Origin of the sequence: Actinopolyspora mortivallis DSM 44261, from assembly GCF_000384035.1 — a bacterium.
GTDB lineage: Bacteria > Actinomycetota > Actinomycetes > Mycobacteriales > Pseudonocardiaceae > Actinopolyspora > Actinopolyspora mortivallis.
In genome coordinates, this window is sequence record NZ_KB913024.1 from 4,221,037 (window position 1) to 4,233,350 (window position 12,314).

Genomic DNA, 12,314 nt, shown 5'->3' on the forward strand with positions numbered 1-12,314 from the left:
TCGGATCCGTCGCCGCCGGTGTCGGTTCCTCGTGCTCCGGGAAACGAGCGGTTCTGAGTGTTTTCCCGGAGTACTCGCCGTACGAGTACCGATGCCGGTGTTCGTACCGGGTGATGGGATGGACCCGAACGTCATTCACACGATCGGGTGTAGTTCGTGTGGGTGGGCAGGATCGGTCCCGAGACGCGGACGGGAGAAGCCGGTGCGGGAACGCAACGCAGGATCCGGCGGAAGGAACCGGAACGGCGGACACGGCAGGCCCGTGTCCGAGGGGGTCTGGACCGGGCTGGCGTTGTTCGCCGGCTGGTACCTGGCGGCTCCCTATCTCGACGAGTACCTGGGCTGGTACTGGCCCTGGATACTGCTGGTCGCGGTTCCGGTTCTCCTGTTCGGACTGGGCGGGCGCCCGGGCAGGAGGAACCGGAACCGCTCGGGGAGAACCGGGACGGCACGCACGCGAGCCACCCCGCAACGCCGCCGTTCCCCGGACTCGGCCAGCAAGAGCGGTTCCGGTCACCGGGCTCACCGGAGCACGGGCTCCTCCGTCCGGCGGGCGGCACCGGTGGCCAGGCGCAGTGCCACCACGGTCGCGGCGAACAGCACCAGGGCACCGAGCAGGCCCAGAAGACCACTGCCGGTGAGCCCGAGCACCAGGTAACCCGCGGCGGAGATCCCGGCGATGATCAGCGCGTAGGGCAGCTGGGTCACCACGTGGTCGATGTGGTGCGACTGCGCCCCCGCCGAGGACATGATCGTGGTGTCGGAGATCGGCGAGCAGTGATCCCCCCAGATGGCTCCGGCCAGCACGGCACCGAGCACCGCGAACATCAGCCCCGGATCGGTGGCCGCGGCGATGTCCGCCGTGATCGGCAGCATCACCCCGAACGTCCCCCAGGAGGTTCCGGTGGACAGTGACATGAACCCCGCGGTCACGAAGATCAGCAGCGGGATCAGCGCGTTGTCGATGCGGCCGCTGACCAGTCCGGCGAGGTACTCACCGGTACCCAGCCGCTCGATCACCGCGATGATGGTCCAGGCGAACAGCAGGATCCAGATGGCCGGCAGCATCGAGCGGATCCCCGACCACGTCCCCCGCCCGAGCCGTTGACGGCCGGTGCCCGCCCGGACGGCGAACCCCAGGGCGACGAGCCAGCCCACGACACCGCCGCACAGCAGTGAGGTCGGCACGTCGGTGTTCTCGAACACCGCCAGCGGGGAGAGTTCCGAAGCGGCCCGCGCCCCGGTGGCGATCATGGCGACGACCGTGGCGACGACCAGGGCCAGGATCGGCACGATCAGGTCCCGGATCCTGCCGTTGGGGTTGTGGTCCTCGCTCTCCGGCTCCCGGGAGAACGCCCCCTTCGCCGGGTCGGTGAGCCCTTCGCCCCGCAGCGCACGCTGCTCGTGCCTGCGCATCGGGCCGATGTCGAGACCGAAGAACACCACGCAGACCACCATGAGCAGCGAGATGACGGCGTAGTAGTTGACCGGGACGGTACGCAGGAAGGCCTCCAGTCCACCGGTCTCGGCGAAGCCGCGTACCGAGACGATCCCGGCGAACACGGAGATGATGTAGGCCCCCCAGCTGGAGATCGGCATGAGTATGCAGATGGGGGCCGAGGTGGAGTCCACCGTGTAGGCGAGCTTGGCGCGGGATATCCGCTGCCGGTCGGTGACGGGGCGACTCACGTTTCCGACGACCAGGGCGTTGAAGTAGTCGTCGATGAACAGGACGATTCCGAGCAGGGTCGGGAAGAACAGGGTGCCCCTGCGGGTCCGGAAACGACGCGTCGCCCATTCCGCGAAGGAGTGGCTGCCCCCGCACGCCGATATGACGGAGGCCGTCATTCCGAGAAGGAGCAGGAAACAGAGAATGAAGACGTTTCCGGTGTTGATTCCCCCGTCGGAGACGAATATTTCCGCCACGATCCCGAAGAGCGTCCCCAGGGAGGCCAGCGGTGCGAATCCGTTCAGCAGCGCCACACCGGAAAGGATTCCGATGCTCAGCGAAAGCAGAACTTTGCGTGTGAGTACGACCAGGCCGAGAGCGAGTACCGGAGGAACCAGGGATAAGAACGAATCTGACATCGGCGCGCTCCTGGGTGGCTCGGGGTCACTGCGCACGCCGCTGCGCGGCGTGCGGAACACGGTACCGACAGGTGCAAGGGGCGGGGGAGATCCGGAACGGGATCTCGGAGTCCGCTCCTCGCGTCGGTCGTGTTCCCGTCGTCGTGGAAGACGTCTTTTCCGTGTTTCGGCGCACCGCTGTGACTTCCTCTTCGCTGGTCTTGTCCGGGGCCGTGGCCCCTTTTTCCTTTCGGTTCAGCCTAGCAAGAAGGGCGTACGGACGATTTTTCGTGATGATGCTTCTCCGGTGGACGTTCTCTTGGTTCGGAGAGATTCTCCGGAATGTTCTCCCCATGCTTTTCGTGGGATGTCGTGGAGATTGTTCACCATCCGTGTCGAACACGTTTCGCCGTGTCGTCCCCGTGGATCGGTGCTTTCGGTGGGGTGCTGGTTCACGTGTCGGCACCCGGTGGGAGGAGGTCGTGTGTACGGTGACCACGACGTCCGGGGCTGTTACACACCGGCCCCTGTTTCCTCTGAACGAGTGAGATCAACTCTTCGTTCATAGACCGAACGAGTGAGATCGTCTTTTTCCGGGTGCACGTTCAGTCGTCGAAGCGGCAGTATCCGTCCGAAAGAGTGGAAAGGAGTCGAATGCCCAAGACGGAATTCCGTACCAGGAAAGACGGAACGGTGTACCCGATCCGGGGAAAACGCGGCGGAAAACTCCTCGGTGCCGGGGTGGCGGCGGTGTTGGTGTACTCGGGTGGGACCACGGGCTCGTTGTCCCTCGGCGGAGCCGCCGGCGGGACGGGCTCGGCGGAACTCTCGGCGGCGGACTCCGCCGTGGTGCGTACCGTGCGACGGAACACGGCCCGCAGCAAGCAACTCGCCCGTCAGGGGAAACGCAGCAGGACCTGGAGTCGAATGCGGCTGCGGCGGGGGAACCGCACACGGGAGGAGGCCGCGGAGTGCGCGCTGTTCTCCCACGGGCAGGTCCGCGAGTTCTTCCTGGAACACCCCTGCCGGAGGTTGGACCGGGTCCAGTTCCCGCTGACCGACCGGGCGGACAACACCGTCACCGTGCTGGTGTCCTGGGTGCGTATGCGCGGACGTGGACAGGCCCGTCGCCTCCGGAACCTCATCGACGTGCACGGCACCGGCGACATCCGTCCCGTGCTGCCCGGAACGCGCTTCACCGGCCACCACTATGACTCGAAGCCGCGGGGCGACACCCTGGTGGTGGCCGAGGCCGAGCCGGTGCGGGGACGACCTCCCCGGCAGGTGCTGCGTACCGTGCCCGAGGTCGCCGTGGAACTTCCCCCGCCGGGCCGGCGGTGAGCCCGCGAGGTCAGTGCTCCGTGACGCCCGGCGCCACACGGTGTGTGGGGCGGCCCAGCACGGGCTCGCCACGCCGTCCCGTCCCGACGGTGTGACGGCGGGGACTCAGGTGCTCGGGCCGTCGAGCTGCTCGACGGTGGCGACCGACGGTTCCTCGCGTTCCCGCAACCGCTCGGAGACCCGCTCGGCCTCACCCAGCACCCGCAGCGGGTTGTGCCAGGTCAGTTTGGCCAGCTCCTGTTCGGACCAGCCGCGCGTGAGCAGCTCCTCCAACAGCGCCGGGTAGCCGGACACGTCCTCCAGCCCGGAGGTGGTGAACACCGTCCCGTCGAAGTCCCCGCCGAGACCCACGTGGTCGATCCCCGCCACGGAACGCAGCCGTTCCACCTGGTCGGCCACGTCGGAGACCGTCGCGCGGGGGCGTGGGTGCTCGGCCTCGAACTCCGCACGTACCCGCCCGGCCTCCTCCGAGGAGTCCAACGGGCGGATCCCGCGCGTGAGCAGGTGTTCGTCCAGCGAGCGTTCCCAGTCGGCGGCGGCCTGGAGGACGAACTTCGGTACGAACGTGGCCATGACCACCCCGCCGTTGTCCGGCACCGCCCGCAGCACGTCCTCGGGCACGTTGCGCGGGTGGTCGCACAGCGACCTGGCGTTGGAGTGGGAGAAGATCACCGGAGCCCGCGTGACCCGCAGCGCGTCCCGCATGGTGTCGGCGGCGGTGTGCGAGAGGTCCACCAACATGCCCAGTCGGTTCATCTCCCGCACCACCTCCTCGCCGAAACGGGTGAGTCCTCCGGCGCGTGGTTCGTCGGTGGCCGAGTCCGCCCAGGCGACGTTGTCGTTGTGCGTGAGCGTCAGGTAGCGCACCCCCAGCCGGTACAGCGCGCGCAGCGTGCCCAGCGAACAGGCGATCGAGTGCCCACCCTCGGCCCCCATCAGCGAGGCGATGCGCCCGGACTGGCGGGCACGTTCCACATCGGAGACCGAGGTGGCGGCGACCAGCCGCTCGGGATAGCGGTCCAGCAGCGCACGGACGCAGTCCACCTGCTCCAGAGTGGCCGTCACGGCCGTCTGCCCGGTCAGCTCGGTGCTGACGTAGACCGACCAGAACTGCGCGCCCACCCCACCGGCCTCCAAACGGGCCAGGTCCGTGTGCAGCGTGCCCGACTGGTCCGCGGTGAGTTCCCGGCGCGCCAGCTCGTAGCCCACCTGCTCCCGCAGCGCCCAGGGGAGGTCGTTGTGGCCGTCGAACACGGGAGCGCCCACCGGTCCCGGCCGGGTGGGGGAGGACGGGGCGGTGTCGTTCATACGGGCCTCACGTGTGCGGGTGCGGCAGGACCCACCAACCCTAGCCCCTCGGCGGCGCGGGACGTTGCCTCCGGCGACCGGTTCTGCGACCTTGGCCGGGAGCCCGCGCCGCGAGTTCTCTCCCCACACGCCCCGGCAGGCAGGAGCGGTCGTGCCCGGACCGAAAGTGGCCTTCGACGTGTTCGGAACGCTCGCCGACCCGGCGAGTCACGCGAACGGGTTGCGCCCGTACACGCACCAGGCGGAGACGATCGCCGCTTCGTGGCGGCGCTACCAGCTGGAGATCTCCTGGCTGCTCGCCGCCGCCCGGCATCACCAGCCGTGGCCGGTGGTCACCGCGCAGGCCTTGGACATGGCCCTGAGCGCGGCCGGGACCGGGCTGAGCGAACAGCAGCGCGCGGTGGCGCTGGATCGGGTGGCCGTTCCCGAGCTGTTCGAGGGAGTGGAGGCGGTGCTGGACCGGATGCTGCGGCGCGGAGCCCGTCCCGCCGTGTTCTCGAACGGGGACCCGCCGGGACTGGACAGGATCCTCACCGAGCACGGCATCGCCGACCGGTTCGAGTGGACGGTCAGCTGTGCCGAGGTGGAGACGTTCAAACCAGCCCCGGAGACCTACCGGCACCTGGCCGCCCGGCTCGACAGCGAGCCGGGCGAGATCTGGTTGGTCTCCGGCAACCCCTTCGACTGCGCCGGGGCCGCGCTGGCGGGACTGCGTGTGGCCCAGCTGGCCTCACCGGCGGTTCCGGACTACCCGTTCGCCCCCGAGCCCGAGCTCGTGCTGGACACACTGGAGGAGCTGCCCGAGCGACTGCCCGCCGAGTGAGCCACTCCCCGCCGGGGAAACGGGCGGCGGCGTCCGCCCACCCCCCGGGGGGTGGGCCGCTCGCGCTCTTTCCTCACCCACGGGCTCCGTTTAACATGCTGCTACTCGATCGAGTGATCGGAAGGGTGAACTCCGGAGGATACCGCTGATGTCCGACCGGGACGGGGAGCGGGCGGGCCGAACACCGCGTCACGAGCGCTCGCCCTGGAACCTGTTGCTGCTGGTTCCGCTGCTGATGCTGGTCACTCCGCTGTGGAACCACGACGAGCCCCGCCTGTTCGGGCTGCCGATGTTCTACTGGTCGCAGTTCCTCTTCGTCCCGCTGGGCGTGGTGTGTGTGGCGCTGGTGGTACGCGCGGCCAACCGGCGGGAACGGGCCGCCGAGCAGGACGCCCCGAGCGGGGGAGAACGCTGACATGCAGTGGACCGAGTTCGGGGTGTTCACCGCGCTGTTCGTGCTGGTGTCGGTGCTGGGTTTCGTGGCCACCCGGTGGCGCCGGGCCGCCTCCATGGACCACCTCGACGAGTGGGGACTGGGCGGGCGCCGGTTCGGATCCTGGATCACCTGGTTCCTGGTGGGCGGGGACCTCTACACCGCCTACACCTTCGTGGCCGTTCCCGCCCTGGTGTTCGGGGCCGGGGCCATGGGGTTCTTCGCGCTTCCCTACACCGTGGTGCTGTACCCACTGGTGCTGCTGCCGCTGCTGCGCATGTGGTCGGTGTCCAAGGTGCACGGATACGTCACCCCTGCGGACTACGTGCGCGGACGTTACGACTCCGCGCTGCTGGCCACCCTGGTGGCGATCACCGGGATCGTGGCCACCATGCCCTACATCGCCCTCCAGCTGGCGGGGCTGGAGGCCGTGCTGCGCACCATGGGGCTCAACGGCGGCGGGATCGCGGGGCACGCTCCGCTGTTCGTGGCCTTCCTGGTGCTGGCGCTGTACACCTACCACTCCGGGCTGCGCGCGCCCGCGCTGATCGCCTTCGTCAAGGACCTGCTGATCTACGTGGTCATCCTGGTGGCCGTGTTCTACCTGCCCACCAGGATCGGCGGGTGGGGCTCGATCATCGACGAGTCCGCCGCCGTGCTGTCCCAACCGGACCCGCGGACCGGCCAGGCCTCCGGTTCCGTCCTGCTGGGCGAGCACAACCAGCTCCAGTACGCCACGCTGGCGCTGGGCTCGGCCCTGGCGCTGTTCCTCTATCCGCACTCGCTGACCGGCATCCTGGCCTCCTCCGGGCGCGGGGTCATCCGACGCAACATGATCGCGTTGCCCGCCTACTCGTTCCTGCTGGGGATGCTGGCGCTGTTGGGGTACGCGGCCCTGGCGACCGGGGTGGAACCGATCGTCAACGGGGCGACGGGGGAACCGGACTCCAACACCATCGTCCCGGTGCTGTTCGACCGGATGTTCGCCGACTGGTTCGCCGGGCTGGCCTACGCGGCCATCGGCATCGGGGCCCTCGTTCCGGCGGCCATCATGTCCATCGCGGCGGCGAACCTGTGGACCCGCAACATCTACAAGGAGCACCTCCGTCCCGGGGCGAGCGCGGCGGACGAGGCACGCCAGGCCCGGCTGGCCTCCCTGGTGGTCAAGTTCGGCGCCGTGCTGAGCATCGTGTTCATCGACCCCCAGTTCTCCATCGACATGCAGCTCATCGGCGGCGTGATCATCCTCCAGACCCTGCCCGCCGTGGCCGTGGGTCTGTACACGAGATGGCCGCACCGCTGGGCGCTGGTAGCCGGGTGGACGGTGGGCATGGCGTGGGGACTGTGGCAGCTCTACCTGATCCCCAAGGACCCGGTCACCGGGCGGGGACACTTCGGCGGCTCCGCCATGCGGCTGGGCGAGTTCAACCTGTTCGGCTGGGAGCCGCTTCCGGACGTCGCCACCCAGATCTACGTCGGGGCCGTGGCCCTGGCGCTGAACCTGCTGGTGGTCGTGCTGCTCACCCCGCTGTTCGGCCGTCTCGGCCTCTCACCCGGCACCGACCACACCCGGGAGGGGGACTATCTGGCCACCGGCCGACCCGCGAGCGGGCACACCGGTGGCGGAGCGGCTGACGGCGGGCCGGGGGACTCCGAACGCTGGGCCCCCTCCACCCGGACCTGAGGCGACACCCGCCGTGGGCGGGGTCGCGTTTTCCGACAACGACGAAAGGCGGACTCGTGACAGCGCAGACGGACGTCATCGTCGTGGGCGCCGGACTCGCGGGGCTGGTGGCCACCTACGAACTCACCCGGGCCGGTCGTCGCGTGCTGGTCCTCGAACAGGAGAACGCCGACAACCTCGGGGGGCAGGCCCACTGGTCGCTCGGCGGGATCTTCCTGGTGAACAGCCCCGAGCAGCGCAGGCTGGGGGTGCGGGACAGCGCCGAGCTGGCGCTGCGGGACTGGACGGGCTCGGCCGCCTTCGGCGACTCCGCCTCCGACAGGTGGCCACGCCGCTGGGCCGAGGCCTACGTCTCCTTCGCCGCCGGGGAGAAACGCGAGTACCTGCGCGGGCTGGGAATGCGTTTCATGCCCTTCGTGGGCTGGGCCGAACGCGGCGACGGCACGGCGGGTGGGCACGGCAACTCGGTTCCCCGGTTCCACTTCGGCTGGGGGACCGGCCCCGAGATCGTCCGCGTGTTCGCCGAACGGGTGCGTCGGGCCGAACGGGAAGGGCTGGTGCGTTTCGAGTACCGCCGTCGCGTGGACGAGCTGCTGCTCGACCGGGGAGCGGTGCACGGGGTGCGGGGCAGCGTGCTGGAACCCTCCGCCGAGCCGCGCGGGGTGGCCTCCTCGCGGAGGGTGGTCGGCGAGTTCGAGCACCACGCCCAGGCGGTGGTGGTGGCCTCCGGCGGGATCGGAGGCGACCAGGAGCTGGTGCGGCGCAACTGGCCACGTCGGCTCGGGCGCGCCCCGGAGCACATGCTCACCGGAGTACCGGCGCATGTGGACGGCAGGATGCTGGAGATCGGGGAACGGGCCGGGGCCAACGTGATCAACCGGGACCGCATGTGGCACTACACCGAGGGGGTGAGCAACTGGGATCCGGTCTGGCCGGACCACGGCATCCGGATCCTGCCCGGCCCCTCCGCGCTGTGGCTGGACGCCCGCGGCAACCGGCTGCCACCGCCGTACTTCCCCGGTTTCGACACCATGGGAACGCTGCGGCACCTGCTGGCCACCGGTCACGACCACAGCTGGTTCCTGCTGGACCGCAGCATCCTGGAGAAGGAGTTCGCGCTGTCCGGTTCGGAACAGAACCCGGACCTGACCGACAAGAGCCCCCGCAAGCTGCTGTCCCGGGTGCGCGGCGGCGCTCCCGGGCCGGTCGACGCCTTCCGGCGTCGCGGGGTCGACTTCCTGGTGCGGGACAACCTGCGGGACCTGGTCACCGCGATGAACGAGCTGACCGGCCAGCGGCTGCTGGACCACCAGCGGGTGCGGCGCGAGGTGCTCGCCCGGGACGCCGGAGTGGGAGGGATGTCCGGCAAGGACATGCAGCTCACCGCGATCCGGGCGGCGCGCGGGTTCGTCAGTGACCGCCTGATCCGGGTGACACCCCCGCACCGGCTGCTCGACCCGCGTCACGGGCCGTTGGTCGCGGTGCGGCTACGCGTGCTCACCCGCAAGACCCTCGGTGGGATGGAGACGAATCTGGACTCGCAGGTGCTACGGCCGGACGGCGAGGTGCTCGACGGGCTCTACGCCGCCGGTGAGGTGGCCGGTTTCGGTGGTGGCGGGGTGCACGGCCACAACGCGCTGGAGGGCACCTTCCTCGGCGGGTGCGTGTTCTCCGGCAGGAACGCGGGCAGGGCGCTGGCCCGGGATCTGGGCTGAAGCGGGGTGGGAGTCCGGGCGGCCACCACGGCGGTGTGGTCGAGGGGCCGGTGGTGCCGAAACCGGTGTCCCTACTGGGAACCGCTCCCGCCGCCCCGCTCGAACTCCGGTGCCCACACGTGCCAGCTGGACAGCTCGATGGGGCACTGGTAGGCCACCAGCCGCCCGCCGGAGGAGTTGACCAGTCGCTGGGCCTGGTGCTTGGTGACGATCGCGCGATGCGCGCACACGGTGCAGCGTGGAGCGTTGCTGTAGTTCCACATGGTCAACGGGCTCGTTCCCTCCGAAATCGGGGCTGGTCGGTCCGGCGACCGGTCTACCCTTTCGTTCCGGCCGGATCCACCCGCCTCGGGGGCGTGTGTGCCAGGGCACTTTCCGGCGGTACCCGAGCGCTCAGCCGCCGTCCACCCAGTTCCGGGGAACGGCCACGTGCAGCGCGTTGCGGGCCACGGAGATCTCCTGGGGGGTGCGGTCCACCAGCTCGCCGTCGATGTTGATCGGCATGCTCCGGGCGGTCTCCACGCGCACCCGCCGGGTGCGGATGTGCTCGGCCTGGTCGGTCTCCAGCAGCCGGGTGCTGCGGAAGTTCCGCGCGACGGTGAGCAGTTCGCGGAGGTTGCCGTGCCTGATCACCGTGATGTCCAGGGTGCTGTCGTCGATTCCGGAGTCGGGGACGGCCAGCTGACCCCCTCCGAAGTAGCGCCCGTTGGCCACGGAGATCTGGAGCAGACTGGGATACTCCCTGGTCTCGTGATCGCCGTCCGGGAAGCTCAGCCTGGCGGGAAACGGGCGGTGCCGCAGGAAGCCGCGGGCGGAGGCCACCGGGTAGGCCAGCGCTCCGACGTGTTTCTTCAGGCCCGGCGACATCGCGGTGGCCACCTCGGCGCCCACCCCCACCGAGGCCCGGTTGGCGTAGTAGTTGGTGCCGCACAGCCCCAGGTCGATGTCCACGATCCTGCCCCGCGCGATGGTGTGACACGCCTGTTCCAGGTCGGTCGGGATGTCGAGGGTACGGGCGAAGTCGTTGGCCGTTCCCAGCGGAAGCAGCCCCATGGGCACGCCGGTGTGGGCCAGCACGTCGACCACGGAGCTGACGGTTCCGTCACCGCCGCCGATCACCACGAAGTCGTGCCCGGCGTCCACGGCGGAACGCACCGTCTCCACCAGTCGGGCGGGATCCCGCAGCGGGTAGGTCTGCCCGAGGGGAACTCCCTGCTCGCTCAGGGTGCGTAGGGCCAGCGAGTAGGCCTGGCTGCCGGCGCGCGACAGCGTGTTGACCACCACAGCCACCCGGTTCGCGGTTCTCGTTTCCGTGGACACCACCGCTCCTGCGCGTTCGGTCGGGCCGGACACCGCCGCAGTGTAGGCGCAAGCCCACACCGTCGGTGCGGCGCGTGCAGGGGTGTGCGTGCCCGCACCCCGGCGGACACGCGAAGGGGGACGGGCGGCTTCCGCCCGTCCCCCTCGGGTGCGACCTCTCAGACCGTGGTCGGGGCGTCGGTGGGGGTCTTCTCGATGTAGGCGACGGCGCGGTGGGCGGGCAGCCGCACGGCCATGGCGTAGTAGTACATCACCAGACTCCACACCGCGATGACGACGGTGCCCAGGCCGATTCCGATGAAACCGTCCCCGCCGCCGAGCAGGCTGGGATCGGCGGGTGCGCTCGGATCCACCTCACCGAGGTAGCTGATGACCATCAGACCGCCGAGCCAGATCGGGAACCACGATCCGGAGCGGAAGTCGATCGGCGGGGTGTCGTGGCTGGTCACCGCGTGGTAGACGACGAAGACCACGTAACCGACCAGCAGCCCGGCCAGCATCTTCTCGTTGATCGACCACCCGGACCAGAACACCAGCAGGTTCGAGGCGAAGAACGCCAGCAGCGGGATGGTGTCCCCGCCGGGCAGCCGGAACGGGCGGGGCTGGTCGGGCAGCTGCCGCCGCAGTGCCCCCACCACGAGGCAGCCGGGGGCGAAGGAGACGGCGAAGGCCGAGGTGATGAAGCCGATGAACTTCGACCAGGCCGGGAAGGGCAGGAAGAAGAGGCAACCGACCACGAACATCAGCAGGATCGACACCCACGGAACGCCCCGCTTGTTCAGTTTGGTCAGGGCCTGGGGCGCGTTGTCGTTGCGGGCGTTGGCGTAGGACAGCCGGGTGGTCACCCCCGCGTAGATCAACCCGGTGTCGGCCGGGGAGATGACGGCGTCGATGCGCAGCAGCACCGCCAGCCAGAACGCGTTGAGCATGATGGCCAGTCCGGCCAGCGGTCCGGCGTTTTCGGCGAAGGAGAGGTTCTCCCACCCTTGGCCGAGCAGGTCCTGGGGCAGCCCGGTGATGAAGGCGACCTGCAGCAGCACGTAGATGATCGCCGTGATCAGGATGGAGCCGATCAGGGCGAAGGGGACGTTGCGCTGGGGGTTGTTGGTCTCGCCGGCGAACTCCACCCCGTTGCGGAAGCCCAGGTAGGAGAAGGCGATCCCGGCCGCGGGGATGGCGGTGAACACCGCGCCCGCGCCGCTGGGGGCGAAGCCGCCGAACTCGGTGAGGTTGCCCGGGTGGAAGGCCAGGGCGAACAGCACCACGATGACCAGCACGATCACCGCGAGCTTCCACCAGACGAGCAGGTTGTTCAGCTGGGCGAACAGCCGCACCCCCAGGATGTTGATGCCGCTGTAGAGCGCCATGAGTCCGATGGCCACGAACCACCCGTAGCCGCTGACGAGGTACTCGCCCTCGACCTTGGTCATCAGCCACCCGGCGTAGGGGTAGGCGTACTGCATGGTGGCCAGGACCTCGATGGGGGTGACCGCCGCGGCGGCCAGCCAGCTGATCCACCCGGAACTGAAGCTGGCGAAGGAGCCGAAGGAGTAGTGGGGGAAGCGGATGATGCCGCCGACCACGGGGAACATCACCGAGAGTTCGGCGTAGGCGAAGCCGATG

General features: G+C 69.5%; 10 protein-coding genes. 5 read left to right on the forward strand and 5 right to left on the reverse strand.

Annotated elements, in window-relative coordinates; all coding sequences use genetic code 11:
* Positions 1 to 522: 522 nt before the first annotated feature.
* Positions 523 to 2,088 carry a Na+/H+ antiporter NhaC family protein gene (locus ACTMO_RS0119885; RefSeq protein ID WP_019856436.1) on the reverse strand — a complete coding sequence of 522 codons (1,566 nt, stop codon included), beginning with the start codon at positions 2,086 to 2,088 and terminating at the stop codon, positions 523 to 525.
* A gap of 633 nt (positions 2,089 to 2,721) precedes the next feature.
* Here ACTMO_RS0119885 and ACTMO_RS21595 point away from each other — a divergent pair.
* Positions 2,722 to 3,408 carry a hypothetical protein gene (locus ACTMO_RS21595; RefSeq protein ID WP_019856437.1) on the forward strand — a complete coding sequence of 229 codons (687 nt, stop codon included), beginning with the start codon at positions 2,722 to 2,724 and terminating at the stop codon, positions 3,406 to 3,408.
* A gap of 105 nt (positions 3,409 to 3,513) precedes the next feature.
* On the opposite strand, the gene ACTMO_RS0119895 is transcribed toward ACTMO_RS21595, so the two are convergent.
* Positions 3,514 to 4,716 carry a dipeptidase gene (locus ACTMO_RS0119895; protein WP_019856438.1) on the reverse strand — a complete coding sequence of 401 codons (1,203 nt, stop codon included), beginning with the start codon at positions 4,714 to 4,716 and terminating at the stop codon, positions 3,514 to 3,516.
* A 151-nt stretch (positions 4,717 to 4,867) separates the two neighbouring features.
* Here ACTMO_RS0119895 and ACTMO_RS0119900 point away from each other — a divergent pair, with 151 nt between their 5' ends.
* The 4 genes from ACTMO_RS0119900 to ACTMO_RS0119915 all read left to right on the forward strand — a co-directional run bounded on the left by ACTMO_RS0119900 (position 4,868) and on the right by ACTMO_RS0119915 (position 9,371).
* Positions 4,868 to 5,539, forward strand: coding sequence for an HAD-IA family hydrolase (locus ACTMO_RS0119900; protein WP_019856439.1), 672 nt, complete (start codon positions 4,868 to 4,870; stop codon positions 5,537 to 5,539).
* A 148-nt stretch (positions 5,540 to 5,687) separates the two neighbouring features.
* A complete protein-coding gene (locus tag ACTMO_RS0119905) occupies positions 5,688 to 5,954 on the forward strand; it encodes a DUF3311 domain-containing protein (RefSeq protein ID WP_019856440.1) in 267 nt (88 codons plus the stop codon).
* A gap of 1 nt (position 5,955) precedes the next feature.
* Positions 5,956 to 7,656 (forward strand): monocarboxylate uptake permease MctP, encoded by a 1,701-nt coding sequence (gene mctP, locus ACTMO_RS21600; RefSeq protein WP_019856441.1) that lies wholly within the window; start codon positions 5,956 to 5,958, stop codon positions 7,654 to 7,656.
* A 56-nt stretch (positions 7,657 to 7,712) separates the two neighbouring features.
* Positions 7,713 to 9,371 (forward strand): FAD-binding dehydrogenase, encoded by a 1,659-nt coding sequence (locus ACTMO_RS0119915; protein ID WP_019856442.1) that lies wholly within the window; start codon positions 7,713 to 7,715, stop codon positions 9,369 to 9,371.
* A 71-nt stretch (positions 9,372 to 9,442) separates the two neighbouring features.
* On the opposite strand, the gene ACTMO_RS0119920 is transcribed toward ACTMO_RS0119915, so the two are convergent.
* The 3 genes from ACTMO_RS0119920 to ACTMO_RS21605 form a co-directional block, all read right to left on the reverse strand.
* On the reverse strand, positions 9,443 to 9,634 hold the full coding sequence (locus tag ACTMO_RS0119920) for a hypothetical protein (protein WP_019856443.1): 192 nt from the start codon (positions 9,632 to 9,634) through the stop codon (positions 9,443 to 9,445).
* A gap of 130 nt (positions 9,635 to 9,764) precedes the next feature.
* Positions 9,765 to 10,724 (reverse strand): lipid kinase, encoded by a 960-nt coding sequence (locus ACTMO_RS0119925; RefSeq protein WP_019856444.1) that lies wholly within the window; start codon positions 10,722 to 10,724, stop codon positions 9,765 to 9,767.
* Between the two features lie 125 nt (positions 10,725 to 10,849).
* Positions 10,850 to 12,314: APC family permease (locus ACTMO_RS21605; RefSeq protein ID WP_019856445.1), on the reverse strand; the 1,465-nt coding region annotated here is incomplete at its 5' end.